We start from the raw sequence: 26332 nt of genomic DNA on the forward strand, positions 1-26332 counted from the left end.
GGCCATTGTCCGGTCCCCCGGCCGACCACGAAACGGCAGGCGGAACCGCCTCGGCCTCCCGTTGTCAGTGCCGGGGTGCACGATGGACGCATGCCCAGCAAAGCACCCGGACCCCTGGACGGCTTCTCCCCCGCGACCCGCGCCTGGTTCTCGGGCGCCTTCTCGGCGCCCACCACGGCCCAGTCCGGTGCGTGGCAGGCCATCCACGAAGGTTCGGACGTGCTGGTCGTCGCCCCCACCGGCTCCGGCAAGACCCTGGCCGCCTTCCTCGCCGCCCTGGACCAGCTCGCCTCGACCCCTCCCCCCGCCGACCCCAGGAAGCGCTGCCGGGTGCTGTACATCTCCCCGCTGAAGGCCCTGGCCGTGGACGTCGAGCGCAACCTCCGCAGCCCCCTGACCGGCATCCGCCAGGAATCCGTACGGATGGGCCTGCCCGAGCCCGAGGTCAAGGTGGGCATCCGCTCGGGCGACACCCCCGCCGCCGAGCGGCGCGCCCTGTCCACCCGCCCGCCGGACATCCTGATCACCACCCCCGAATCGCTGTTCCTGATGCTGACGTCGGCCACGCGCGACGCGCTGACCGGCGTGGAGACAGTGATCCTCGACGAGGTGCACGCGGTCGCGGGCACCAAACGCGGCGCCCACCTCGCGCTCTCCCTGGAGCGGCTGGACGAGATCCTCCCCAAGCCCGCCCGCCGCATCGGCCTGTCCGCGACGGTCCGCCCGGTCGACGAGGTGGCCCGATTCCTCTCGCCCCGCCGCAAGGTGGAAATCGTCCAGCCGGAGTCGGGCAAGGAATTCGACCTCTCCGTGGTCGTCCCGGTCGAGGACCTGGGCGAACTGGGCGGCTCCCCGGTGGCGGACGGCTCGGAGGGCGCCGAGCGCCCGTCGATCTGGCCGCATGTGGAGGAGCGGATCACCGACCTCGTCCAGTCCCACCGCTCCACGATCGTCTTCGCGAACTCCCGCCGCCTCGCGGAGCGCCTGTGCAACCGCCTGAACGAGATCGCGTACGAACGGGCCACGGGCGAGACCCTCGACGAGCACCACTCCCCCGCCGAGCTCATGGGCGGCTCGGGAGCCGCCCAGGGCGCACCCCAGGTCATCGCCCGCGCCCACCACGGCTCGGTGTCCAAGGAACAGCGTGCCCTCGTCGAGGAGGACCTCAAGGCGGGCCGCCTCCCCGCGGTCGTGGCCACCTCCAGTCTCGAACTGGGCATCGACATGGGCGCGGTCGACCTGGTGGTCCAGGTCGAATCACCCCCCTCGGTGGCCTCCGGCCTGCAACGCGTCGGCCGGGCGGGCCACCAGGTGGGCGCGGTCTCCACCGGCGTGGTCTTCCCGAAGTACCGCGGTGACCTGGTCCAGGCGGCGGTGGTCACCGAGCGCATGCGGACCGGCGCCATCGAGTCCCTCAGGGTCCCCGCCAACCCGTTGGACGTCCTGGCCCAGCAGATCGTCGCCATGACGGCCATGGACACCTGGCAGTTCGACGACCTCCTCGCCGCCGTCCGACGGGCCGCCCCCTTCGCCTCGCTCCCGGAGTCGGCCTTCACGGCGGTCCTCGACATGCTGGCCGGCCGCTACCCGTCCGACGCCTTCGCCGAGCTGCGCCCGCGCGTGGTGTGGGACCGCGTCACCGGCGAGATCACAGGCCGCCCCGGCGCCCAGCGCCTCGCCGTCACCTCCGGGGGCACGATCCCCGACCGCGGCCTCTTCGGCGTCTTCCTCGCCGGTGCCGACCCGAAGAAGGGCGGCGGCCGGGTCGGCGAGCTCGACGAGGAGATGGTCTACGAGTCCCGCGTCGGTGACGTCTTCACGCTCGGCACGAGTTCCTGGCGCATCGAGGACATCACCCGCGACCGCGTCCTGGTCTCCCCCGCCCCGGGCGTGCCGGGCCGGCTGCCCTTCTGGAAGGGCGACCAGCTGGGCCGCCCGCTCGAACTGGGCCGGGCGGTGGGCGCGTTCCTGCGTGAGGTCGGCTCGCTGTCCAAGGACGACGCCCGGCTGCGCCTCCTCGCCGCCGGCCTGGACGCCTGGGCGGCGGACAACGTGCTGTCGTACCTGGACGAGCAGCGCGAGGCCTGCGGCCACGTCCCGGACGACCGGACGATCGTCGTGGAGCGCTTCCGCGACGAGCTCGGCGACTGGCGCGTGGTCGTGCACTCGCCCTTCGGCGCCCAGGTGCACGCGCCCTGGGCCCTCGCGCTCGGCGCGAAGCTCTCCGAGCGCTACGGGATGGACGCGCAGGTCATGCACGCCGACGACGGCATCGTGCTGCGTCTGCCGGACGCGGACCTGATGGGCCTCGACCTGCTGGACCAGGAGCCGGTGAAGATGGGCCGGGAGTACGACGCCGAGCAGGCCCCCGTGGGCGCCGCCGACGTCGTCTTCGACAAGGGCGAGGTCGATCAGGTCGTCACCGACCAGGTGGGCAGCTCGGCGCTGTTCGCGGCCCGATTCCGCGAGTGCGCCGCCCGCGCGCTGCTGCTCCCGCGCCGCAACCCGGGCAAGCGCACGCCTCTGTGGCAGCAGCGCCAGCGCGCCTCCCAGCTACTCCAGGTGGCGAGCGAGTTCGGCTCGTTCCCGATCGTCCTGGAGGCGGTCCGCGAGTGCCTCCAGGACGTCTTCGACGTCCCCGGTCTCGTCGAGCTGATGGGCGACCTGGAGTCCCGCAAGGTGCGCCTCATCGAGGTCAGCACCCCCGAGCCGTCCCCCTTCGCCCGCTCTCTCCTCTTCGGCTACGTCGCCCAGTTCCTGTACGAGGGCGACTCCCCGCTCGCCGAGCGCCGGGCCGCCGCCCTGTCGCTGGACTCACGGCTGCTGGCCGAGCTGCTGGGCCAGGCGGAGCTGCGCGAGCTGCTCGACGCGGAGGTGCTCACGGAGCTGGAGCGGGAGCTTCAGTGGCTCACCGAGGACCGCCGCGTCAAGGACGCCGAAGGGGTCGCGGACCTCCTCCGCCTCCTCGGCCCGCTCACGGACGCGGAACTGGCCGAGCGGGGCGCCGAACCGCAGTGGGCTGAGGACCTGGCCGGCGCCCGCCGGGCCATCCGGGTCCGGATCGCGGGCAGCGACCACTGGGCGGCGATCGAGGACGCGGGCCGGCTGCGCGACGCACTGGGCACCGCCCTGCCGGTCGGCGTCCCGGAGGCCTTCACCGAGCCCGTCAAGGACCCGCTCGGCGACCTCCTCGCGCGCTACGCCCGCACCCACGGCCCGTTCACCTCGACCACTGCGGCGGCCCGCTTCGGCCTGGGCGTGGCCGTCACCGAGGGCGCCCTCCAGCGGATGGCCGCGGCGGGCCGGGTCGTCCAGGGCGAGTTCCACCCGGCCGGGATCGGCCAGGAGTGGTGCGACGCGGCCGTGCTGCGCCGGCTGCGCCGTCGTTCCCTGGCCGCCCTGCGCCATGAATTGGAGCCGGTGCCGCCGGCCGCGCTCGCCCAGTTCCTTCCCCAGTGGCAGCACATCGGCAAGGGGCACTCCCTGCGCGGCATCGACGGCCTGGTGCGCGCCATCGAGCAGGTGCAGGGCGCGTCCGTGCCCGCCTCCGCCCTGGAGAAGCTGGTCCTGCCCTCGCGGGTCGTGAACTACAACCCGGCCATGCTGGACGAGCTCACCGCCGCCGGAGAGGTCGTCTGGGCCGGGGCGGGCTCCCTCCCCGGCAAGGACGGCTGGGTCTCCCTCTACCTGGCGGACGCGGCCCCCCTGCTCCTGCCGCCGCCGCACCCCTTGGAACTGACCGCCCTGCACCAGTCGGTCCTGGACATCCTCTCCGGCGGCTACGGCCTGTTCTTCCGCCAGATCGCCGACCAGGTCCGGGCCACCACCCACCCCGACGCCACCGATCCCCAGCTGGCCGACGCGCTCTGGGACCTGGCCTGGTCCGGACGCCTGACCAACGACACGCTCGCCCCCATGCGCTCCCTGCTCGGCTCGGGCCGTACCGCCGGCTCCACAGCCCACCGCGCCAAGCGCGCGGTTCCGCGCGGCCGCTACGGCTCCCTGACGGCCGCGGCCCGGCCCGCCTCCCGCTCCGGCCCGCCGACCGTCGCCGGCCGCTGGTCCCTGCTCCCGGCCCATGAGCCGGACCCGACGGTGCGGGCCCACGCCCTCGCCCGCACCCTCCTCGACCGGCACGGCGTGGTGACCAGGGGCGCGGTCTCGGCGGAGGGTGTCGAGGGCGGCTTCTCGGCAACGTACCGCGTCCTGTCCGTCTTCGAGGAGAGCGGCCAGGCCCGCCGCGGCTACGTCGTGGAGGGCCTCGGCGCCGCGCAGTTCGCGATGGACGGCGCCGTGGACCGCCTGCGCGCGGTGGCCAACGCCCGCGACCGCGGCGAAGACCTGCCGGGCCCCCCTCCGGGCCCCGACCTCGATCCGTTCCCCGCCCAGGACTTCCCCGCCCAGGACTTCCCCGCTCACGACTTCGCCGCCCATGACTTCACCGCCCATGACTTCACCGGACAGGACGACGGACTCCCGTCCCATGAGCACCCCCGCGACCCAGGCGACTCCGGCGCCCCCGGCCCTGACGGCTTCCCCAGCCTCGGCCCCGCCTACGTGACCCCCACCCCCCAGCCGTCCCGGGACGAGTACGTCTCGCCGCGGGACTTCGCCCCGCAGGACCCCCCGCCCTGGCAGAACGGCGGGCGCGCACCGTACGCCCCCGGATCCCCGGGCCGCCGCACCCGCCCGGACCCCGCCTCCCGGGCCGTCGTCCTCGCCGCCGCCGATCCGGCGAACGCGTACGGCGCCGCCCTGCCCTGGCCCGAGCCCCCGACCGGCGCCGGTCACAAGCCGGGCCGCAAGGCGGGCTCCCTGGTGGTGCTCGTCGACGGCGAACTGACGCTCTACATGGAGCGCGGCGGCAAGACCCTGCTCGCCTGGGCCACCGACCCGGACGGCGACCCCACCGACGACCCCCGCCTGCGCGCCGCGTCGGAGGCCCTGGCCGCAGCCGCCCGCGCGGGCTCCCTCGGCACGGTCACGGTGGAGCGCGTCAACGGCGCCCAGGCCCTGACCTCCCCCATCGGCACCCTCCTGGAAGGAGCGGGCTTCATCGCGACCCCCCGTGGCCTCCGCCTGCGCGCCTGATGGTCCCGGCGACGTGCCACCCTTGACCCATGCCCGAAGGTGACACGGTCTGGCAGACCGCGAGCCGGCTGCACAACGCCCTCGCGGGCAAGGTGCTGACCCGCAGCGACCTCCGGGTGCCGCGACTGGCCACGGCCGACCTCACGGGCCGTGCGGTGCTCGACGTCACCCCGCGCGGCAAACACCTCCTGACCCGCGTGGAGGGCGGCCTGACCCTCCACTCCCATCTGCGGATGGACGGCTCCTGGAAGGTGTACGAGAACGGCCGGCGCTGGAGCGGCGGCCCCGGCCACCAGATCCGCGCGATCCTCGGCACCACCGACCGCACGGCCGTCGGCTACCGCCTCCCTGTCCTGGACCTCCTGCGCACCGCCGACGAGCACCGCGCGGTCGGCCACCTCGGTCCCGACCTCCTGGGCCCGGACTGGGACCCCGACCGGGCCCTCGCCAATCTCCTGCAGGACCCCGCCCGCCCCTTGGGCGAGGCCCTGCTCGACCAGCGCAACCTCGCCGGTATCGGCAATGTCTACAAGAGCGAGCTCTGCTTCCTGCTCGGGATCACCCCCTGGCTCCCCGTCGGCGACCTGCCCGCCGAGCGCGCCGCCCAGCTGCCAGCGCTCGCCAAGAGGCTGCTGGAGACCAACCGCGACCGCCCGATCCGCACGACGACGGGCCGCCGCGGCCAGGACCTCTTCGTGTACGGCCGGGCGCCCCGCCCCTGCCTGCGCTGCCACACCTCCGTCCGCGTCGCCGACCAGGGCGACGGCTCCCGCGAACGCCCCACGTACTGGTGCCCCACCTGCCAGCCGGGCCCCGCCCCGGCCCCTGCCCGGCGCGGCCGCAGTAATTGACGGCCCGTCAGAAACACTCGTACGGTCCCTGTATGCCCGTCACGGCGTACGACCTCACCGGCCGCACCGCGTTCGTCACCGGAGCCGCGAGCGGCATTGGCCGCGCCTCGGCGCTGCTGCTCGGGGAGGCGGGCGCCACCGTGCACTGCGCGGACCGCGACCCCGAGGGCCTGCACGAGACGGCAACCCTGATCAAGGACGGCGGCGGCACCGCCCACACCCACGAGCTCGACGTCACCGACCGCGCCCGGCTGAGGCAGGCCATCACCTCCTGCGAACGCCTGGACGTCCTGGCCGCGGTCGCCGGGATCATGCACAGCAGCCCGGTTCTGGAGACCCGGGACGAGGACCTCGACCGAGTACTCGACGTCAACTTCAAGGGAGTGCTGTACGCCTGCCAGGAGACGGCCCGCCTGATGATCGCCCGGGGCACCGGGGGCAGCATCGTCACCATGGCCTCGGGCGCCGTCGACACCGGCGCCCCAGGGCTGCTCTGCTACGGCGCGGCCAAGGCGGCGGTGGTCCAGCTGACCAAGACCCTCGCGGCCGAGGTGGGCCGGCACGGCATCCGCGTCAACACGGTCGCGCCGGGCTGGATCCGCACCCCCATGACCGACCGCCGCGACAGCGAAGCCCAGGCGAAGACAGAGGCGGTCATGGCCCGTATGTCACCCCTGGGCCGGGTCGGCGCCCCCGAGGACATCGCCCACGCGGTCCTGCACCTGGCCTCCGACGCCTCGTCGTTCACGACGGGCCAGATCATCCGCCCGAACGGCGGCGTTGCGATGCCCTGGTGAGTCCCCGGACCGCGGTATGGCGATGCCCTTGGGTAAGACACAGACACATCTGGCACACCCGCACACCCGCGCACCGTCCCCCGCACCCCGAAGCATCCCGCCACGGCATCACCCCCTCCGCGACACCACACCCCGGCCTCCTACCCCCAGCACCCTCCGCCACCGCCCCGTACTCACAGCCCCCTCCGCCCGCCCCTTCGGCATGCAGTGCACCGGCAGCACGCTCAGCCCCCATCCCCCGGCCGCGACCGTCGCCTCCAGCACCCCGGCCCCGGGCGCGACCACCAGCCGCAGCACCGCCCACCACCACAGCGCTCCCAGCCCCAGCACAGCTCCGCGGGCCCCCCAGCGCCCTATCCCCGCCATGGCCGCCACCTCCAGCCCGACGCTATTCGGCCGCCCGGGCCGGCGGACAGGGCGCACCAACGGCACACAGGCGCACCGCGCGCCCCACTGCGCCGAGCTACGAGACCGCGAGCCGCGAGACCGCGAGCCGCGAAACCCCGAACGGCGAGCCCTCCGGCCGGCCCGTCGCCCGCTGCCGTGCCCGCTGCGGTCACCCGTTCTCGGCCTGGAACATCCAGTGATGCTTCTCCAGGTCCGCTGTGATCCCGATGAAGATGTCCTGGCTCACCGGATCCGGCTCACCGGTCGCCTCGACCCGTTCCCGCATCCGGGCGATCACCGCACCCAGCGCCTCGACGAGCGCCCCCACGGCGGTCGTGTCGTCGACCCACCCCTCGGGGGTCACACCGATCCCGCTGCCGACGGCGACCGTCGCGGCCCGCCCGTCGGGGGAGATCCCGAGCGCCGCGGAACGCTCCGCCACTGTGTCGGAGTACTTCCGCGCGATGTCGACGACCTCGTCGAGCTGGAGATGCACGGAACGGAAGCGCGGTCCCACCACGTTCCAGTGGATCTGCTTCGCCACGAGGGCGAGGTCCACCAGGTCGACGAGGGCGCCCTGCAACGCCTCGGACACGGTCTTCAGGCTCGCGTCGGACAGCGGGCTCTTCACGACGTACATCCGCACCTCCGTTGGCTTTCCCCGGCCATCCCCTCAACGATGACCGTCACAAGCCCCACGGGCAAACGCAGACAAATCGGCCCTAAAACCGCCCGACCGTCTGCGGGCAAGCGAAAACCCCGACCGTCACTCCTCCGGATCTCCCGGAGAACCCCGGCCGGGGCCTCACCAGTGTCGACGCCTGGTCAGCGCCGCTCGTTCATGCCACGCACGCGCGAAGCGTCACGCGGCGACGACGTCCACCGCCTCGGCGGGCGCCTTGATGGTCACCCGTTCGGGTGGCACACCGGTCACCGAAACGGAACCCAGCATCGGGCGAACCGGCGTGGGCACAGGTTCGCTGGGGGTGGCCGCAGCGGACTGGGCCAGCTCGGCCAGGGCGAGCTCGTCGCTCACTTCCCGCATGAGCTCGGACATCCGTACGTCCAGCGCGTCGCAGATGGCGGAGAGCAGTTCGGAGGAAGCCTCCTTCTGCCCCCGCTCCACCTCGGAGAGATAGCCGAGTGAGACTCGGGCGGACGAGGAGACTTCGCGCAGAGTACGGCCCTGGCGCTGGCGCTGCCGACGCAGCACGTCACCCAGCAGGCGACGGAGCAGAATCATCGGTGGCTCCCTCCTCGGACCGCGTAGCCGCATCCATTACGCCCCACCGTACCGCCTTGCGCCGCGGCCGTGCGGGGAGCGATGTCGTGTTCACTCAGGGCTGCAAACATCAAAACCCCCCGTTCCGTTCCGTATCCTGTGCCCGCTCATTCCCAGTCTGTTCGCCCGCAAGCTCCTCCAGGAGCAGTGCGAGTACGCTCCGTACACTCTCTCTACGAATTTCCTCGCGGTCGCCGTTCAACCGCAGAGCCTCCACTTTTCCGCCGCCGGCAGAACCGGAATCGGTCCTCCGGGGTCCGTCCACGGCGACGAAGACCGTCCCGACGGCCTGCCCGTCCTGCGGCTCGGGACCCGCGACACCGGTGGTCGCGACGCCCCAGTCCGTGCCGAGCGCCTTGCGCACTCCGGCCGCCATCTGGGCCGCGACCTGCGGATCCACCGCTCCTCGCGCCGCCAGCAGGATGGCGTCGACCCCGAGCAGTTCCTGCTTCAGCTCGGTGGCGTACGCCGTCACCGAGCCCCGGAAGACCTTGGACGCCCCGGGGACGGATGTGATCTCCGCCGCAACGAGACCACCGGTCAGCGACTCCGCGACGGCGAGCGTCTCACCCTTCACCGTGAGTAGTCGCACCACGTCGGTGGCCGTGGAACTCACGCTTCCTTCTCCTCCAACGCGGCCTTGCGCTCGGCGATTCCCTGCCGGCGCAGCACAATGGCCTGTTTCACATAGTCGAGCCCGGTCACCACGGTCAGAACGACCGCCGCGGCCATCACCCAGAACCTCAGGGTGGCCAGCCACCCCGTCAGTGCCAGCACATACATGCCCACGGCCACGCCCTGGGTGAGCGTCTTGAGCTTGCCTCCGCGGCTGGCGGGGATGACGCCGTACCGGATGACCAGAAAACGCAGCAGGGTGATCCCGAGTTCCCGGCCGAGGATGACACCGGTCACCCACCACGGCAGATCGCCGAGCGCGGACAGACAGATCAGCGCCGCCCCCATGATCGCCTTGTCGGCGATGGGGTCGGCGATCTTCCCGAAGTCCGTGACGAGGTTGTACCTGCGCGCCAGATGACCGTCGAAGAGGTCGGTGATCATGGCGATGGCGAAGGCCGCCCAGGCGAGGGCCCGCCATGCCGGGTCGTACCCGCCGTCCGCCAGCATCAGCGCGACGAAGGCCGGTACGAGGATCAGCCTGAGCATGGTCAGGAGGTTGGCGACGTTCCAGACGCTGGCCTGGTTGACGGCCGCGGCCGCCAGCTTCCCGCCCCGCGCCGGCTTCCCGTCGTCCTGCGCGTCGACGACGGTGCTCTCGGAGCCGTCACCGACAGCGGCCCCGCTGTCACCCGCATCGGACGCCGCACCACGCCCGGTACCCGGCGTCGCGCCGGCCGCCGCACCCTGCCCTGCAGCCGGCGCGGCACCGGTCACCCCGCCCTCGGTCGACCGCGCGGCCGACCGGCCCACAGAAGCCCCGGGAACCTTCCCCGAGGCCGCACCGGCCGCGGCCCTCCTCGCGCCGGAGGGGCCTCCCGCCGCGGATGCCGGAACACCGGTCATCTGCCCGCCTCCTCACTCCACGCCGGCGACGCGTACGAGCCCTGAAGCGGCTCGGCCACCAGGTCGACGCCCTCGGTACCGACCACCTTCGCCTCGACCATACGGCCGCTGCTCAGACCCGCGCCGCTCGTGAGCAGCACCTGGCCGTCCGTCTCGGGCGCCTGGTGCGCCGCGCGGCCGTACACGCCCTCCTCGTCGTCGACGGACTCGACGAGCACGTGCACCGTCTGGCCGACGCGCTCCTCGGCGCGCTGCGAGACGAGTTCCTCGGCCAGCCGCGAGACGCGGGCCAGCCGCTCGGCGACGACGTCCTCGTCGAGCTTGTTCTCGTAGGTCGCCGCCTCGGTGCCCTCCTCGTCGGAGTATCCGAAGACGCCGATGGCGTCCAGCCGCGCGCCGTTCAGGAACCGCTCCAGCTCGGCGAGGTCGGCCTCGCTCTCGCCGGGGAAGCCGACGATGAAGTTGGAGCGCACGCCGGCCTCGGGCGCCTTGCTGCGGATCGTGTCGAGCAGTTCCAGGAACCGGTCGGTGTCGCCGAAGCGGCGCATCGCGCGCAGCACGCCGGGCGCGGAGTGCTGGAAGGACAGGTCGAAGTACGGCGCGACCTTCGGGGTGGACGTCAGCACGTCGATCAGGCCCGGCCGCATCTCCGCGGGCTGCAGGTAGCTCACCCGGACCCGCTCGATGCCGTCCACGTCGGCGAGCTCGGGCAGCAGCGACTCCAGCAGGCGGATGTCGCCGAGGTCCTTGCCGTAGGACGTGTTGTTCTCGGAGACCAGCATGATCTCCTTCACGCCCTGCTCGGCCAGCCAGCGCGTCTCGTTCAGCACGTCGCTCGGACGGCGGGAGATGAAGGAGCCGCGGAAGGACGGGATGGCGCAGAAGGAGCAGCGCCGGTCGCAGCCGGAGGCCAGCTTCACCGAGGCGACCGGGGAGCCGTCCAGACGGCGCCGCAGGGGCGCACGCGGACCGGAGGCCGGGGCGAGACCTTCCGGAAGGTCGGCCGGGGCGTGCCCGGGCAGCGCGACCTCGGTGGCCGACTCCTGCCGCTCGGCCGGGCTGATCGGCAGCAGCTTGCGCCGGTCGCGCGGGGTGTGCGAGGCGTGGATGCCGCCGTTGAGGATGGTCTGGAGCCGGTCCGAGATGTCCGAGTAGTCGTCGAACCCGAGCACACCGTCGGCCTCCGGGAGGGCCTCGGCGAGTTCCTTGCCGTACCGCTCGGCCATGCAGCCCACCGCCACGACGGCCTGGGTTCTGCCGTGTCCCTTGAGGTCGTTGGCCTCCAGGAGGGCGTCGACGGAGTCCTTCTTGGCGGCTTCGACGAAGCCACAGGTGTTCACGACGGCGACGTCCGCGTCCTCGGCGTCCTCCACGAGCTGCCAGCCGTCCGCCTCCAAACGGCCTGCGAGCTCCTCCGAGTCCACCTCGTTACGGGCGCAGCCAAGGGTGACGAGTGCGACGGTACGGCGTTCAGGCATGGGCTCAAGAGTACTTCGTCCCGCTGACACCCCACGTCGACGGGGTTGGCCGTTTCCGGACCAACCCCGTGGCGAGTGCACCTCTCGGACCGGTTATCCGGCCTCGGGGTCACCCTTCGTGTAGGTCAGGCGCTCCACGGCGCCCGGCTGGAAGTCGTCCTTGATCTTCTTGCCGTTGACGAAGAGGTCGATCGCGCCGGCGTCCCCGAGGACGAGGTGCACCTTCGAGCTGTCCTGGAAGGTCTTGGTCTCGCCCTGCTTGAGGACGCCGTCGAAGATCAACCGGCCGTTGTGGTCCTTGGCGGCGATCCAGCTGCGGCCGTCGGCGGCGGCCACCTGGACCGTCACCTTGTCCTGGGGCGCGGCCGCGATGGCGCTGTCGGACGCCTCGGGCTTGGGGTCGGCGGGCTTCTTGGTCTTGGTGGTCGGGGAGGCGGAGCCGCCGGTGGTGGGTGTGGAGCCCTCGGCCACGTTCGCCTCGCCGCCGCTGTCGCCGCCGCCCTGGAACATGGTGAAGCCGACGAATCCGATCACGGCGACGATCGCCGCGACCATGGCGGCGGTCCAGTTGGGGCCCCGCCGCTCCGGGCGGATGCGCTCCGCCTCGAAGAGGGGAGCTGCCGGGGTCGGAGCCGGGCGCCCGCCGTGCTCGTCGCCGTACTGGGCGAGCAGCGGTGCCGGATCGAGGTGGACGGCCTTGGCGAGGGTCCTGATGTGCCCCCGGGCGTAGACGTCCCCACCGCAGGCGGTGAAGTCGTCCGCCTCGATGGCGTGCACGATGTTCATGCGGACCCGGGTGGCGCTACTGATGTCGTCGACGGTCAGCCCAGCGGCGATACGCGCCTGCTGAAGGGCACGGCCGATGGAGGGGCGGGCTTCCTCGCGGTCTTCTTCGACGCGCTCGTCTTCGAACGGACGCTCGTCTTCAGGGGAGTTGCCGATGGACACGGGGGCGCCTTTCGAGCGTGTAGCCGCCTGTGCTGGAGGTTCAGTCTAGGGGGGGTACAAAAGGGTGGGGCAACCGGGCGGTGGCACTTTGTACGCCATCGGAATGGCCCGACATTCCGATGGTGGGGAAGCTGTTCCTCGCTTCCCTCAACTTGACGTACGCCGAAGGGAAACGGTTGCTCAAGGATCCCTTACGGGTGAGTCACGATCCGGACACCCGATTGCAGTACGACTCGGCGTGGCGGCCGTGACCCACTTCCCTACCCTTCAGACTCCCCCCGGATCAGCGCCAGCACGCCATCCAGCTCATCAGGCTTCACAAGAACGTCACGAGCCTTCGAACCCTCGCTCGGCCCGACGATGTTCCGGGACTCCATGAGGTCCATCAGCCGCCCGGCCTTGGCGAAGCCGACGCGCAGTTTGCGCTGCAGCATGGACGTCGACCCGAACTGCGTGGAGACGACCAGCTCGGCCGCCTGGCACAGCAGGTCCAGGTCGTCGCCGATGTCCTCGTCGATCTCCTTCTTCTGCTTGGTGCCGACGGTGACGTCGTCCCGGAAGACGGGCGCCATCTGGTCCTTGCAGTGCTGGACGACGCCCGCGATCTCCTCCTCGGTGACGAAGGCGCCCTGCATACGGGTCGGCTTGTTGGCGCCCATCGGCAGGAACAGCCCGTCACCCTTGCCGATGAGCTTCTCGGCGCCCGGCTGGTCGAGGATGACCCGCGAGTCGGCGAGCGACGACGTGGCGAAGGCCAGTCGCGACGGCACGTTCGCCTTGATCAGGCCGGTGACGACGTCGACCGACGGCCGCTGTGTGGCCAGCACCAGGTGGATGCCGGCCGCGCGCGCGAGCTGCGTGATGCGCACGATCGCGTCCTCCACATCCCGCGGCGCGACCATCATCAGGTCGGCGAGCTCGTCGACGATGACCAGCAGATACGGGTACGGCTGGAGCTCGCGCTCGCTGCCCTCGGGCGGCTTGACCTTGCCCTCGCGCACGGCCTTGTTGAAGTCGTCGATGTGCCGGTAGCCGTAGGCGGCCAGGTCGTCGTAGCGCAGGTCCATCTCCCGCACGACCCACTGGAGCGCCTCGGCGGCCCGCTTGGGGTTGGTGATGATCGGGGTGATCAGGTGCGGGATGCCCTCGTAGGCGGTCAGCTCGACCCGCTTGGGGTCGACGAGGATCATCCGGACGTCCTCGGGGGTCGCCCGCATCATGACCGAGGTGATCAAGCAGTTGATGCAGGACGACTTGCCGGAGCCGGTGGCGCCGGCGACCAGCATGTGCGGCATCTTCGCCAGCGAGTGCATGACGTAGCCGCCCTCGACGTCCTTGCCGAAGGCGACCAGCATCGGGTCGTCGTCCTCGGCGGACTCCGCGAGCCGCAGGACGTCACCGAGGTTGACCATCTCCCGGTCGGTGTTCGGGATCTCGATGCCGACCGCGGACTTGCCGGGGATGGGGCTGATGATCCGCACGTCCGGGCTGGCGACGGCGTAGGCGATGTTCTTGGCCAGCGCGGTGATCCGCTCGACCTTCACGGCGGGGCCGAGCTCGATCTCGTAGCGCGTGACCGTCGGCCCGCGCGTGAAGCCGGTGACGCTGGCGTCCACCTTGAACTCGGTGAAGACGTTGGTCAGCGCGGCGACTATGGCGTCGTTGGCGGCGCTGCGCGCCTTGCCGGGGCCCCCGCGCGTGAGGAGGTCGAGGGAGGGCAGGGCGTACGTGATGTCCCCGGACAGCTGGAGCTGTTCCGCGCGCGGGGGCAGGTCGCGGGGCTTGGCGGGCGGGGACTTGGTGAGGTCGCGGACGCCCGCCTTCGGCCTCTCCTGCTCGGGCTGGTCCTGCTTGAGCTTCTCCTGCTGGGGCCGGGCGGACGGGACGGGCGTCGGCGTGGTGGGCTCGCGGTCCCCGACGGTCACGCCCTGGGTGAGGTCCGCGACGATCGGCGAGGGCGGCATCCCGTGCAGCACGGCGCCGTCCAGCGCGGCGGCCGCCGCCGCGGCGACGTCCACGGCGTCCATGGGCCGGTCCATGTCGGGCTGCGGCACGGCGGACCGCCGGGGCCGGCCGCGACGCCGGGAGAGCGCCTCCTGCTCGGCGCTGTCGGGGTCGTACGCCGCGGGCGCCGGCGTACGCCTGCCGCGCGGGCGCGCGGGCAGCGCCTCCCGCCACTGTTCGTCGTAGCGCTCGTCGTCCTCGGCGAAGCCGAACTCGTCCTCGGCCGGGTCGCGGACGATCCCGAGCCGCACCCCGGCCTGCCGCAGCCGCTGCGGGATGGCGTTGACCGGGGTGGCCGTGACGACCAGCAGCCCGAAGACCGTCAGCAGCACGAGCAGCGGCACGGCGAGCATGTCGCCCATGGCGTACGACAGCGGGGTCGCCATGGCCCAGCCGATGAGGCCGCCGGCGTCCCTTATGGCTTGCATGCCCTCGCCGCGCGCCGGTGAGCCGCAGGCGATGTGGACCTGGCCGAGCACCCCGATGACGAGCGCGGACAGGCCGATGACGATGCGTCCGTTGGCCTCGGGCTTCTCCGGGTGGCGGATGAAGCGCACGGCGATGACGGCGAGCAGGATCGGCACGAGCAGGTCGAGCCGGCCGAAGGCACCGGTCACCAGGATCTCGACCAGGTCGCCCACGGGGCCCTTCAGGTCGGCCCAGGTGCCCGCGGCGACGATCAGCGCGATACCGAGCAGCAGCAGGGCGACGCCGTCCTTGCGGTGCGCCGGGTCGAGGTTCTTGGCGCCCTGCCCTATGCCGCGGAACACGGCGCCGACGGCATGTGCGACCCCGAGCCACAGGGCGCGCACGAGCCGGTAGATGCCCCCGGTAGGGCTCGGAGCCGGTTTGGGCGCGGCTTTCTTCGCCGCGGCCTTCTTGGCGGGCGCCTTCTTCGCGGGAGCCTTTTTGGCAGCGGCCTTCTTCGCCGGAGCCTTCGCCGAACCGGCCGCCTTCTTCGCGGGCGGCTTCTTGGCTGCGGAGGGACGTGAGGCCATGGGTGTGAGGTTACCGGGGGAGACGACAAGGGACACGTGTGCCTACGGCTTCACCCGTTCGTGTCGCTCCGGGAGAGGCGCAGAACTGACGCGGGCTCATCGGCGCGCAACCACGCCTGCCCGGGCGTCAGTTCTGCGAGGACACCGACGACGTGCTCCCGGTGCCCGGCTCCAGCGCGTCCAGCGCCCGCCGCAACCCCGTGAGCTTGCGCTCCAGATGAGCCGCCGTGGCCACCGCCGCCGCGTCCGTCGAGTCGTCGTTGAGCTGCTTGGTCAGCGCCTCGGCCTGCTCCTCGACGGCCGCGAGCCGCGCGGAGAGCTCGGCGAGCAGCCCGGCCGACTCCTTGGCCTCGCCGTCCGCGTCCTTGCCGTTGCCCTCCAACTGGAGCCGCAGCAGCGACGCCTGTTCACGCAGCTGGCAGTTCTTCATGTACAGCTCGACGAAGACGGAGACCTTCGCGCGCAGCACCCACGGGTCGAACGGCTTGGAGATGTAGTCGACCGCGCCCGCCGCATACCCCCGGAAGGTGTGATGCGGCCCGTGGTTGATCGCGGTGAGGAAGATGATCGGGATGTCCCGGGTCCGCTCCCGCCGCTTGATGTGCGCGGCTGTTTCGAAGCCGTCCATGCCCGGCATCTGGACATCCAGCAGAATGACCGCGAAGTCGTCCGTGAGCAGCGCTTTGAGCGCTTCCTCCCCGGACGATGCCCGCACCAGCGTCTGATCGAGCGCAGAGAGGATCGCCTCCAGCGCAAGCAGATTCTCCGGCCGGTCATCGACCAGGAGGATCTTGGCCTTCTGCACCATGGCCCGCCCTCCTCGCCCCGGCTTGGGGCCTCCCCTGTCCGCAGGACCTGGGGTCGCACCGGTGGGTGCCGCCCCAGGGGACGACTCCCTTGCGCCGCCCGTCCTTGTGCCGGTCATCGTAGCCGCACCCTGCCTGTCGCCACACCCTGTCACCGGGATGTCACTGTGCACGTAGCAGAAACGCAGCAGGAGACCAGAAGGTTCCCCAGATCTCGTACTTCTACACGACTATGCGCACACTGAGTTCGCAACTCCGTGTGAACACCGAACCTTCCCGCCAACGTTGCGTAACGGTCCAACGTTCCCCTCATTCCCCTCGCATCCACTGATCCATCACCGTCAGCAGGTGATCGGGGTCGACCGGCTTCGTGACGTAGTCGGAGGCGCCCGACTCGATCGCCTTCTCCCGGTCGCCCTTCATCGCCTTCGCGGTCAGCGCGATGATCGGCAGCCCGGCGAACTGCGGCATCCTGCGGATCGCCGTGGTCGTCGCGTACCCGTCCATCTCGGGCATCATGATGTCCATCAGGACGACCGCCACGTCCTCGTGCTGCTCCAGCACCTCGATGCCCTCACGGCCGTTCTCCGCGTACAGCACGGACAGGCCATGCTGCTCCAGGACGCTGGTCAGCGCGAAGACGTTGCGGATGTCGTCGTCGACGATCAGGACCTTCTGGCCGCCGAACCGGATGCCGCGCCGCGGCTTCGGCGCCGCCTCCTGCTCCGCCGGCGTCCACTGCTCCGGCTGCGCCGGGCGCGGAGCCAGCTCCGGCATCCTGCGCCGCCGCCGGAACAGGGCGGCCGGCCCGTTCTGCGTCTCGCGGTACGACTTGACCTCGGCCGGGGTCTCGGACTCCACCTCGGACAGCTCGGACATGTCCGACGTCGAGGCCATCAGGTCACCGGGCTCCAGGGACGGCAGTTGCTGCTGGTAGCCCTGCGGCGGCAGTTCGCTGGGGTGCAGCGGCAGGTACAGCGTGAACGTCGAGCCGCGGCCCGGTTCGCTCTGCGCGTGGATCTCACCGCCGAGCAGCTGGGCGATCTCCCGCGAGATGGACAGCCCGAGACCCGTACCGCCGTACTTGCGGCTGGTCGTGCCGTCGGCCTGCTTGAACGCCTCGAAGATCACCCGCATCTTGCTGGACGCGATGCCGATCCCGGTGTCGGTCACGGAGAACGCGATCAGTTCGGCGTCCGGGTCGGTCAGCGACCCGGTCTCCAGCAACTGCTCCCGGATCTTCTGCGGCACGTCGTCCCGCGCCGGCCTGATGACCAGCTCCACCGACCCGGAGTCGGTGAACTTCACCGCGTTGGACAGCAGGTTGCGCAGCACCTGCAGCAGCCGCTGCTCGTCGGTGTGCAGTGTCGCCGGCAGCTCCGGCGAGACCCGTACGGACAGGTCCAGGCCCTTCTCCGCGGTCAGCGGGCGGAAGGTGGCCTCCACGTAGTCCACGAGCTGGACGAGCGCGATCCGCGTCGGGGAGACGTCCATCTTGCCCGCCTCGACCTTCGACAGGTCGAGGATGTCGTTGATGAGCTGGAGCAGGTCGGAACCGGCCCCGTGGATCGTCTCGGCGAACTCGACCTGCTTCGGGGAGAGGTTCCCCTCGGCGTTGTCGGCGAGCAGCTTGGCCAGGATCAGCAGCGAGTTGAGTGGCGTCCGCAGCTCGTGCGACATGTTCGCCAGGAACTCGCTCTTGTAGCGCATCGACACCGCGAGCTGCTCGGCGCGCTCCTCCAGGACCTGCCGCGCCTCCTCGATCTCGGTGTTCTTCACCTCGATGTCGCGGTTCTGCTGGGCCAGCAGCTCGGCCTTCTCCTCCAGTTCGGCGTTGGACGCCTGGAGGGCCTTCTGCCGCTGTTCCAACTCGGCGGAGCGCTCACGCAGTTGCTCGGTCAGCTCCTGCGACTGCGCCAGCAGCAACTCGGTCTTGGTGTTGACGGAGATGGTGTTGACGCTGGTGGCGATCATCTCCGCGATCTGGTTGAGGAAGTCCTTCTGGATCTGCGTGAACGGCGTGAAGGACGCCAGCTCGATCACGCCGAGCACGCTGCCCTCGAACAGCACCGGCAGCACGATCACCTGCGCGGGCGGCGCCTCACCGAGCCCCGAGGAGATCTTCAGATAGCCGCTCGGCGCGTTCTCCACCAGGATCGTGCGCTTCTCCTCGGCGGCCGTCCCGACCAGCGCCTCACCGGGCTGGAACGACGTCGGCATGGAGCCCATCGAGTAACCGTACGAGCCGAGCATGCGCAGCTCGTACTGGTCCTCGTCCGCGGCGCTCATGTCCTCGCCGTCGACGAGCGGCATCGCCACGAAGAACGCCCCGTGCTGCGCGGAGACCACCGGCGTCAGCTCACTCATGATCAGCGAGGCCACGTCCTCCAGGTCCCGGCGGCCCTGCATCAGCGCCGAGATCCTCGCCAGGTTGCCCTTGAGCCAGTCCTGCTCCTTGTTGGCGATCGTGGTGTCGCGCAGGTTGGCGATCATCTTGTTGATGTAGTCCTGGAGCTCCTGGATCTCCCCGGACGCGTCCACGTCGATCTTCAGGTTCAGGTCGCCACGGGTCACCGCGGTCGCCACGCGCGCGATGGCACGCACCTGCCGGGTCAGGTTCCCGGCCATCTCGTTCACCGACTCGGTCAGGTCCCGCCACGTGCCATCGACGTCACGCACGCGTGCCTGACCGCCGAGCTGTCCCTCCGTACCCACCTCGCGGGCGACTCGGGTGACCTCCTCGGCGAAGGACGACAGCTGGTCGACCATCGTGTTGATGGTCGTCTTCAGCTCCAGGATCTCGCCGCGCGCGTCGATGTCGATCTTCTTCGTCAGGTCACCCTTGGCGATGGCCGTGGTCACCATGGCGATGTTGCGCACCTGTCCGGTGAGGTTGGACGCCATCTGGTTCACGGACTCGGTCAGGTCCTTCCACGTGCCGGCCACACCCGGTACGTGTGCCTGCCCGCCGAGGATGCCGTCCGTGCCCACCTCACGGGCCACCTTGGTGACCTGCTCGGCGAACGAACTCAGCGTCTTCACCATCGTGTTGATGGTGTCGGCGAGCTGCGCGACCTCACCGCGCGCCTCGATGGTGACCTGCCGCGTCAGGTCACCGTTGGCGACCGCCGCCGAGACCTGGGAGATGTTCCGCACCTGAGTGGTGAGGTTCTTGGCCATCAGGTTGACGTTGTCGCTCAGGTCCTTCCAGATGCCCGTGACACCCGGCACGTGCGCCTGGCCACCCAGGATGCCCTCGGTGCCCACCTCACGGGCCACCCGGGTCACCTGCTCGGCGAAGGAGGACAGCTGGTCGACCATCGTGTTGACGGTCGTGACCAGTTCGAGGATCTCGCCCTTGGCGTCGACGGTGATCTTCTTCGACAGATCGCCCCGGGCGACCGCGGTCGTGACCTCGGCGATGTTGCGCACCTGGATGGTCAGGTTGTTGGCCATGCCGTTCACGGACTGGGTGAGGTCCTTCCAGGTGCCGGAGACGCCCTGCACCTCGGCCTGGCCGCCCAGGATGCCCTCCGTACCCACCTCACGGGCCACACGCGTGACCTCCTGGGCGAACGACGACAGCTGGTCCACCATCGTGTTCAGGGTGTTCTTCAGCTCCAGGATCTCGCCGCGCGCGTCCACGTCGATCTTCTGCGACAGATCACCCCGGGCCACCGCGGTCGCCACCTGCGCGATGTTGCGCACCTGCGCGGTGAGGTTCCCGGCCATGCCGTTCACGGAATCGGTGAGGTCACGCCACACACCTGCGACACCGGGCACCTGCGCCTGACCGCCCAGCCGGCCGTCCGTACCCACCTCGCGCGCGACCCGGGTCACCTGGTCGGCGAAGGCCGAGAGCTGGTCGACCATCGTGTTGATGGTGTTCTTCAGCTCCAGGATCTCGCCGCGCGCGTCCACGTCGATCTTCTGCGACAGATCACCCCGAGCCACCGCCGTCGTCACCTGCGCGATGTTGCGCACCTGGGAGGTGAGGTTCCCGGCCATGGAGTTGACGGAGTCGGTGAGCTCCTTCCACGTGCCGGACACGCCGTCCACCTGGGCCTGACCGCCGAGACGGCCCTCCGTGCCCACGTCCCGGGCCATCCGGGTCACCTGGTCGGCGAAGGACGACAGCTGATCCACCATGGTGTTCACGGTGTTCTTCATCTTGAGCATCTCGCCGGAGACGTCGACCGTGACCTTCTGCGAGAGGTCACCGTTGGCCACAGCCGTCGTCACCTGCGCGATGTTCCGCACCTGTCCGGTGAGGTTCCGGAACGCCGTGTTGACGGAGTCCGTCAGGTCCTTCCACGTCCCGGCCACACCCGGCACCTGCGCCTGACCGCCCAGCTCACCCTCGACACCGATCTCGCGGGCCACACGGGTCACTTCAGCACCGAAGGCGGAGAGCTGGTCGACCATCGTGTTGACGGTGTTCTTCAGCTCCAGCATCTCGCCGGCCACGTCCACGGTGACCTTCTGCGACAGATCACCGTTGGCCACGGCCGTCGTCACCGCGGCGATGTCCCTCACCTGAGTGGTCAGATTCCGGAAGACCGTGTTCACCGAATCGGTGAGGTCCTTCCACGTCCCCGCCGCACCCGGCACATTCGCCTGACCACCGAGCCGCCCCTCGGCCCCGACCTCGTTGGCCACACGCGTGACCTCGTCCGCGAAGATCCGCAGCGTCTCGGTCATCTGGTTGATCGTCTCGGCGAGCTGCGCGACCTCGCCCCGCGCCTGCACGGTCACCTTCCGCGACAGGTCACCGTTGGCGACCGCCGTCGTCACCTCCGCGATCCCGCGCACCTGGGCCGTGAGGTTCCCGGCCATGGTGTTGACGGAGTCGGTGAGCTCCTTCCACACGCCGTCCACCCCGGGCACCTGCGCCTGCCCGCCCAGCGCACCCTCGGTGCCCACCTCACGGGCCACCCGGGTCACCTCGGAGGAGAACGCCGACAGCTGGTCCACCATCGTGTTGACGGTGTTCTTCAGCTCCAGCATCTCGCCGGCCACCTGAACCGTGACCTTCCGGGACAGATCACCCTTGGCGACCGCCGTCGTCACCAGCGCGATATCCCGCACCTGAGCGGTGAGCCGGTACGCCATCGTGTTGACGGAGTCAGTGAGATCCCGCCACGAACCCGACATACCACGCACACGGGCCTGCCCGCCCAGCTTGCCCTCGGTGCCCACCTCACTGGCCACACGCGTGACCTCGTCGGTGAACGTCGACAGCTGGTCGACCAGGTTGTTGACGGTCCTCCCGACCTTCAGGAACTCGCCGCGCAGCGGCTGCCCGTTCCCGTCCGGCACCTGCGTCCGCAGCTCCATACGCGGCGACAGATCACCCTCGGCCACCGCGGACAGCACCCGGCTGACCTCGGAAACCGGCCGCACCAGGTCGTCCACCAGGGCATTCGAGTTGTCGATCGCGGTCGCCCAGGAGCCCTCACAGGCCCCCGTCTCCAGCCGCTCGGTGAGCTTGCCCTCCCGGCCCACCATCCGCCGCACGCGCGAGAGCTCACCCGTCAGATGCAGATTGCGGTCGGCCACCTCGTTGAAAACCGCCGCGATCTCGGCCATCACGCCGTCCCCGGACACCGTGAGCCGCTTGCGGAAGTTGCCGTCCCGCATCGCCACCAGGGCGACCATCAGCCGATTCAGGGCTGCCGTGTCCACCTCAGTCGTGCCACTGCGCACTTTTCCCTGGTTGCTCGGGGACTGTCCGCCTTTCGCGCGCGTCCTCTTGCCACGCGTCGCTGCGCCAGACTCCACTGTGTCCCTCCCGCAGGGGTCGACCATCACTGCTGTGCTGGGGTACCACGCTCGGCGTACCGGTTACTACTGCGTATTCTCCGCCCTGCATACCAGGCCGTGCCCAGGGGGCTGCTGCCCCCCGTACGCAGAAGACACTCAGCCTGCCCGGACTTTCACAAGAAGCTTGCCCAGTGTTTCACCCTGCCCGAACCAGGCCATAACAGTTCGGCAGCTTCGCACACCGTCCGCACACCCTCCGGACGGAAACACTGCAGACCGGCATCCGCATGGACCGCGAAGGTAAGTAACCTTGCATCCGGCTGTCCAGCCGCGCCGGTTCGTCCGGCCTGGGCGGTGGCACGAAGACGAGCGGGCATCGGAGGGGCGGCCGCACACATGACCACCGGACTGATCCCTGGGGGACAGCCCCCGGACCCCCGGCCGACGGGCGGCCTGCCGCAACAGCGGCGCGAGCCGGTCGGCCACGCAGCCCAGCACGTCGAGAACCGGTCGAGGAGTTCTGTGATCACCGCGCGCGCGGCCGCCAGTTTCGAGCCCGTCGGGCGATCTGTCGCGAGCGCCCGCTCCTTCGTCCGCGACACCCTCCAGGGCTGGGGCTTCGCGGACATCGTCGACGACGCCGTCGTTCTCACCAGCGAACTGGTGACCAACGCCGTGGTCCACGCCGGCACCTCCGCCGACCTGCTCTGCCTGCGCACCGACGAGGGGGTGCGCATCGAGGTGGCCGACCGGTACCCCGAGCGTGAGATCCCGCTCCAGGCCTCGGCGATCAACATGGGCAGCCCCGACCGCGAGGGCGGACGCGGCCTCCAGCTGTGCGCGGCCCTCGCCGGCCGCTGGGGCGTCGAGTACACCCCCACCCACAAGACCGTCTGGTTCCAACTCGACCTCCCGGCCCGGGCCGTGGGCACCCGCGCGGCGGGCCCGGCCCTCCCCGCCGACCTCCTCCCCCTCGCCGACGGCCGCGTCCGCGTGGCCGTCGTCCAGATCGACCGCACCGGCCACATCACCGCCTGGAACGAGGACGCCGAGGACCTCTTCGGCTACCCGGCCGAGCAGGTCACCGGCAAGCCCCTGACCGACCTCGCGGCCTGGCCGCACACCCCGGGCACCAGCACCGGCATCGCGGAGGCACTCCGGCTCTCCCGCTGGGAAGGCAGCTACGGCATCCGCGCCGCCGACGGCCGCGTGACCCCCGTCTACGCCTCCCACCTGCGCGTCCGCGACACCGGCGGCGAACCGTCAACCGTGTGCCTCCTGGTACGGGACCACGAACGGGCCGTTCTCCAGACACCCCTGCGCGTCCCCGCCTCCGACACGGGCACCACCTCCGAGGGCCAGAGCACCGACCCCTTCGAGGTGTTCATCGGCTACCCCGCCCCGGACGACCTCGACGGCCTCCTCCAGCGCACGGTCGAACGCGCCCGCGACATGCTCGACGGCGACTCCGCGTTCCTCCTGCTGGCCACCGACGACGAGACGGAACTGGAGGTCCGCGCCTCCACGGGCCTGCCCTCCGCCCGCCAGCGCTTCGCCCGCGTCCCCGTCGAGGCGGGCTCCGGCCGCTACGGCTCCGCCCGCATGCCGGCCGTCCACGACGACCTGACGGCGGTCCCCGGCGCGGTGCCACTGCTGAACGGCACGGGCATGCGCTCGGTCGTCACGGTCCCGCTGAAGGTCGAGGGCCGCCTCACCGGCTCCCTCGGCGTCGCCGCCGAAGCCCCCGGGAGATACTCGAACGAGGAAGCCCTGCGCCTCCAGTTCGCCGCCGACCGCATCGCACTCGCCGTCGAATCGGCCCGCCTCGGCGAACTGGAGCGCCTGCGCCGCGGCTCCCTGAACTTCCTGGTCGAGGCCTCCGACCTGCTGGCCGGCACCCTGGACCGCGACCAGACCCTGGCCCTGATGGCCCAGATGACGGTCCCCACCCTCGCCACCTGGTGCGCCGTCTACACGATCGCCCACCAGGCCTCCGAGCCCTACCTCTCGTACGTCCTGCACGAGGACGAGGAACTCATCGACGGCATCAAGTCCCTGCTGTCCAAGGTCCCCCCGCCCGACCCGGTCCCCACCCCCGGAGCCCGCGTCTGGACGGCCCCCGCCGAGGTGGCCCACCAGGCCGCCCTGCGCAGCTCCATGCGCAGCCTCGGCCTCAGCGGCGGCCCGACCCACCAGGTCACCCCCGGCATCGGCCCGACCCTCGCCACGGCCTCCGCGGTGGGCGGCGAGACAGTCGTCCTCCCCCTGGTCGCCCGCAACCGCGTCATCGGCATGCTCACGCTCGGCAAGCCGACCGACGAGCACTTCCGCCAGGAGATCCTGGAACTCGCCGAGGACCTGTCCCGCCGAGCCGCCCTGGCCCTGGACAACGCCCGCCTCTACTCCGAGCGCACGGCCATCAGCCAGTCCCTCCAGCGCAGCCTCCTCCCCCCGGAACTCCCCACGATCGAGGGAGTCGAGGTCGAGGTCATCTACCGCGCCGCCGGCGAGGGCAACGAGGTCGGCGGCGACTTCTACGACGTCTTCCCCATCAGCGACGGCGCCTACGGCTTCGCCATCGGCGACGTCTGCGGTACGGGCCCGAACGCGGCGGCGGTCACCGGCCTGGCCCGCCACGCCCTGCGCCTTCTGGCCCGCGAGGGCCTCAGCGGCCCGGCGGTCCTGGAGCGCCTCAACTCCGCCATCCTCGACGAAGGCGCCCGCAGCCGCTTCCTCACCCTCCTCTACGGCGAGATGCGCCCCCAGGAGGACGGCAGTGCCGAACTGAAGGTCGTCTGCGCCGGCCACCCGCTCCCACTGCGCCTGCGCCAGGACGGCTCGGTGGAACCGGCAGCCGAACCCCAGCCGCTCCTCGGTGTCATCGACGACCTGGAGCTCTACGAGCAGACGGTCACCCTCGACCCGGGCGATGTCCTGCTGTGCGTCACGGACGGCGTCACCGAACGCCGTGAAGGCGCCCGCATGCTGGGCGACGACGGCCTCGCCGACGTCCTGACGACCTGCACGGGCCTCACGGCCGGCGCGGTCGCGGCCCGCATCATGCGCGCGGTGGAACGCTTCGCTTCGGACGCCCCGTCCGACGACATGGCGATCCTGGCGATGCGCGTCCCGGGCCTCCACAAGGACTAGGACATGAAAAAGGCCCCACCCGTGAGGGTGGGGCCTTTTCTGCTGGAGCCCCCAAACGGAATCGAACCGTTGACCTTCTCCTTACCATGGAGACGCTCTACCGACTGAGCTATAGGGGCCTGTCGCTTTGCGGGGTTTCCCGCGCGGCAACGGAATAGATCATACCCCGAACAGACCCGTGCTCCCAACCACGTCAGAAAGCGGGCTGGAGAAGCCCTCCCAGGGCATTACAGGCGGACACGATCCGCTGCATGTCCCGCTTGGTCAGGGTCGCGTCCACCGGCAGTGCGAGCGTCTCGTCGGAAGCCCGCTCCGTCTCCGGAAGCGAAACACACCGCCGGAATTCGGGCAGTCGATGTACCGGAGTCTTCACCGGAACCCGGCACTCGACTCCCCTGCCCCGCACAGCCCGCGCGAAAGCGTCCCGGTCCGGCCGTCCATTGCCCGGGACGCGCACGACGTACTGCTGATACGTGTGCCCGTCACCGTCGTCCGGCGTCCGCACACCCCTCAACTTGGCATGGAGATAAGCCGCCCGCTCCCTGCGCTGGGCTATCTCGTCGTACGGCGCCTCGGACTCCCCCTGCTCCAGCACGAGCAGCCCGTGCCGCGCTCCCAGCGCGTGCAGCCGCGCGATATCGGCGAGCCGCCCGAAGCGGTGGACCACCACGACGGCCGCGGTCCGCGGGGTCAGCGCCGCTTCCACAGCGGAGGCATCGAGGCAGTAGCTGACCGGATCTATGTCGGCGAACACCGGCAGCGCCCCGGCCTTGGCCACGGCCTCGGCGACCTCGACGTTCCCGAAGGCCGGCACGACGACTTCGTCACCGAGTCCGACACCGGCGGCCCTGAGCATTGCAGCAGTACCCATGCTCTGGATGCTGATCGCGCAACGTGAACTTCAAGTGACGGAGAACAAAAAAGGGCTGGACCCGTAACCGAAGTTACGGGTCCAGCCCTGTCAATAATTGTTCGGCGGCGTCCTACTCTCCCACAGGGTCCCCCCTGCAGTACCATCGGCGCTGTAAGGCTTAGCTTCCGGGTTCGGAATGTAACCGGGCGTTTCCCCTACGCTATAACCACCGAAACACTATGAAACTGTGGAACTATGCCGCACCACACCCGTGACCAGGGCATGGGGCCGTTCGTGGTTTCAGAACCAACACAGTGGACGCGAGCAACTGAGGACAAGCCCTCGGCCTATTAGTACCGGTCAACTCCACACGTTACCGTGCTTCCATATCCGGCCTATCAAC

General features: G+C 70.7%; 15 protein-coding genes, 1 tRNA gene and 1 rRNA gene. 4 read left to right on the forward strand and 13 right to left on the reverse strand.

Annotated features, from left to right (window positions below; all coding sequences use genetic code 11):
• Nucleotides 1-90: 90 nt before the first annotated feature.
• From ACZ3I3_RS14485 to ACZ3I3_RS14495, 3 genes are read left to right on the forward strand one after another with little or no spacing between them, the layout of a single operon-like run.
• Nucleotides 91-5091: an ATP-dependent helicase gene (locus ACZ3I3_RS14485; RefSeq protein WP_467364957.1), complete on the forward strand. Its 5001-nt coding sequence runs from the start codon at nucleotides 91-93 to the stop codon at nucleotides 5089-5091.
• 29 nt (nucleotides 5092-5120) lie between these two features.
• Nucleotides 5121-5942 carry an Fpg/Nei family DNA glycosylase gene (locus ACZ3I3_RS14490; protein ID WP_467364959.1) on the forward strand — a complete coding sequence of 274 codons (822 nt, stop codon included), beginning with the start codon at nucleotides 5121-5123 and terminating at the stop codon, nucleotides 5940-5942.
• A gap of 32 nt (nucleotides 5943-5974) precedes the next feature.
• Complete coding sequence (locus ACZ3I3_RS14495; RefSeq protein WP_467364961.1) at nucleotides 5975-6739, forward strand: SDR family NAD(P)-dependent oxidoreductase; 765 nt, start codon at nucleotides 5975-5977, stop codon at nucleotides 6737-6739.
• Between the two features lie 108 nt (nucleotides 6740-6847).
• Here ACZ3I3_RS14495 and ACZ3I3_RS14500 read toward each other — a convergent pair whose 3' ends face one another.
• The 10 genes from ACZ3I3_RS14500 to ACZ3I3_RS14545 all read right to left on the reverse strand — a co-directional run bounded on the left by ACZ3I3_RS14500 (nucleotide 6848) and on the right by ACZ3I3_RS14545 (nucleotide 21944).
• On the reverse strand, nucleotides 6848-7105 hold the full coding sequence (locus ACZ3I3_RS14500) for a hypothetical protein (RefSeq protein WP_467364962.1): 258 nt from the start codon (nucleotides 7103-7105) through the stop codon (nucleotides 6848-6850).
• A 190-nt stretch (nucleotides 7106-7295) separates the two neighbouring features.
• Nucleotides 7296-7766, reverse strand: a complete 471-nt coding sequence (locus tag ACZ3I3_RS14505; RefSeq protein ID WP_467364964.1) for a Dps family protein — start codon at nucleotides 7764-7766, stop codon at nucleotides 7296-7298.
• Nucleotides 7767-7988: 222 nt separating this feature from the next.
• Nucleotides 7989-8369, reverse strand: coding sequence for a helix-turn-helix domain-containing protein (locus ACZ3I3_RS14510; RefSeq protein WP_003993396.1), 381 nt, complete (start codon nucleotides 8367-8369; stop codon nucleotides 7989-7991).
• Nucleotides 8370-8478: 109 nt separating this feature from the next.
• Nucleotides 8479-9024 carry a CinA family protein gene (locus ACZ3I3_RS14515; RefSeq protein ID WP_467364966.1) on the reverse strand — a complete coding sequence of 182 codons (546 nt, stop codon included), beginning with the start codon at nucleotides 9022-9024 and terminating at the stop codon, nucleotides 8479-8481.
• Complete coding sequence (pgsA, locus tag ACZ3I3_RS14520; RefSeq protein ID WP_467364968.1) at nucleotides 9021-9929, reverse strand: CDP-diacylglycerol--glycerol-3-phosphate 3-phosphatidyltransferase; 909 nt, start codon at nucleotides 9927-9929, stop codon at nucleotides 9021-9023. The genes ACZ3I3_RS14515 and pgsA overlap by 4 nt, the downstream gene beginning before the upstream one ends.
• Nucleotides 9926-11407, reverse strand: coding sequence for a 30S ribosomal protein S12 methylthiotransferase RimO (gene rimO / locus ACZ3I3_RS14525; protein ID WP_467364970.1), 1482 nt, complete (start codon nucleotides 11405-11407; stop codon nucleotides 9926-9928). The genes pgsA and rimO overlap by 4 nt, the downstream gene beginning before the upstream one ends.
• 93 nt (nucleotides 11408-11500) lie before the next feature.
• A complete protein-coding gene (locus tag ACZ3I3_RS14530; protein WP_467364972.1) occupies nucleotides 11501-12355 on the reverse strand; it encodes a helix-turn-helix domain-containing protein in 855 nt (284 codons plus the stop codon).
• Nucleotides 12356-12615: 260 nt separating this feature from the next.
• A complete protein-coding gene (locus tag ACZ3I3_RS14535) occupies nucleotides 12616-15357 on the reverse strand; it encodes an FtsK/SpoIIIE family DNA translocase (RefSeq protein ID WP_467364974.1) in 2742 nt (913 codons plus the stop codon).
• A 127-nt stretch (nucleotides 15358-15484) separates the two neighbouring features.
• Nucleotides 15485-16165: a response regulator gene (locus tag ACZ3I3_RS14540; RefSeq protein WP_059418393.1), complete on the reverse strand. Its 681-nt coding sequence runs from the start codon at nucleotides 16163-16165 to the stop codon at nucleotides 15485-15487.
• A gap of 307 nt (nucleotides 16166-16472) precedes the next feature.
• Nucleotides 16473-21944 carry a HAMP domain-containing protein gene (locus ACZ3I3_RS14545; protein WP_467364976.1) on the reverse strand — a complete coding sequence of 1824 codons (5472 nt, stop codon included), beginning with the start codon at nucleotides 21942-21944 and terminating at the stop codon, nucleotides 16473-16475.
• Nucleotides 21945-22322: 378 nt separating this feature from the next.
• On the opposite strand from ACZ3I3_RS14545, the gene ACZ3I3_RS14550 reads away from it, so the two are divergent.
• The gene (locus ACZ3I3_RS14550; protein WP_467364978.1) at nucleotides 22323-25076 is read left to right on the forward strand and encodes a SpoIIE family protein phosphatase; all 2754 of its coding nucleotides are present in this window, start codon (nucleotides 22323-22325) and stop codon (nucleotides 25074-25076) included.
• Nucleotides 25077-25119: 43 nt separating this feature from the next.
• On the opposite strand, the gene ACZ3I3_RS14555 is transcribed toward ACZ3I3_RS14550, so the two are convergent.
• The 3 genes from ACZ3I3_RS14555 to rrf form a co-directional block, all read right to left on the reverse strand.
• Nucleotides 25120-25195 (reverse strand) — tRNA-Thr (locus ACZ3I3_RS14555).
• A 74-nt stretch (nucleotides 25196-25269) separates the two neighbouring features.
• Nucleotides 25270-25932, reverse strand: a complete 663-nt coding sequence (locus ACZ3I3_RS14560) for a DegT/DnrJ/EryC1/StrS family aminotransferase (RefSeq protein ID WP_467365005.1) — start codon at nucleotides 25930-25932, stop codon at nucleotides 25270-25272.
• Between the two features lie 114 nt (nucleotides 25933-26046).
• Nucleotides 26047-26163 (reverse strand): 5S ribosomal RNA (gene rrf, locus ACZ3I3_RS14565).
• Nucleotides 26164-26332 lie beyond the last annotated feature (169 nt).

Source organism: Streptomyces sp. NPDC016851 (assembly GCF_055562795.1).

Bases quoted from the DNA above. Each gene is read 5' to 3' on its own strand.
- ACZ3I3_RS14485 (WP_467364957.1), top strand. From the start codon at position 91: ATGCCCAGCAAAGCACCCGGACCCCTGGACGGCTTCTCCCCCGCGACC.
- ACZ3I3_RS14490 (WP_467364959.1), top strand. From the start codon at position 5,121: ATGCCCGAAGGTGACACGGTCTGGCAGACCGCGAGCCGGCTGCACAAC.
- ACZ3I3_RS14495 (WP_467364961.1), top strand. From the start codon at position 5,975: ATGCCCGTCACGGCGTACGACCTCACCGGCCGCACCGCGTTCGTCACC.
- ACZ3I3_RS14500 (WP_467364962.1), bottom strand. From the start codon at position 7,105: ATGGCGGGGATAGGGCGCTGGGGGGCCCGCGGAGCTGTGCTGGGGCTG.
- ACZ3I3_RS14505 (WP_467364964.1), bottom strand. From the start codon at position 7,766: ATGTACGTCGTGAAGAGCCCGCTGTCCGACGCGAGCCTGAAGACCGTG.
- ACZ3I3_RS14510 (WP_003993396.1), bottom strand. From the start codon at position 8,369: ATGATTCTGCTCCGTCGCCTGCTGGGTGACGTGCTGCGTCGGCAGCGC.
- pgsA (WP_467364968.1), bottom strand. From the start codon at position 9,929: ATGACCGGTGTTCCGGCATCCGCGGCGGGAGGCCCCTCCGGCGCGAGG.
- rimO (WP_467364970.1), bottom strand. From the start codon at position 11,407: ATGCCTGAACGCCGTACCGTCGCACTCGTCACCCTTGGCTGCGCCCGT.
- ACZ3I3_RS14535 (WP_467364974.1), bottom strand. From the start codon at position 15,357: ATGGCCTCACGTCCCTCCGCAGCCAAGAAGCCGCCCGCGAAGAAGGCG.
- ACZ3I3_RS14540 (WP_059418393.1), bottom strand. From the start codon at position 16,165: ATGGTGCAGAAGGCCAAGATCCTCCTGGTCGATGACCGGCCGGAGAAT.
- ACZ3I3_RS14550 (WP_467364978.1), top strand. From the start codon at position 22,323: ATGACCACCGGACTGATCCCTGGGGGACAGCCCCCGGACCCCCGGCCG.
- ACZ3I3_RS14560 (WP_467365005.1), bottom strand. From the start codon at position 25,932: ATGCTCAGGGCCGCCGGTGTCGGACTCGGTGACGAAGTCGTCGTGCCG.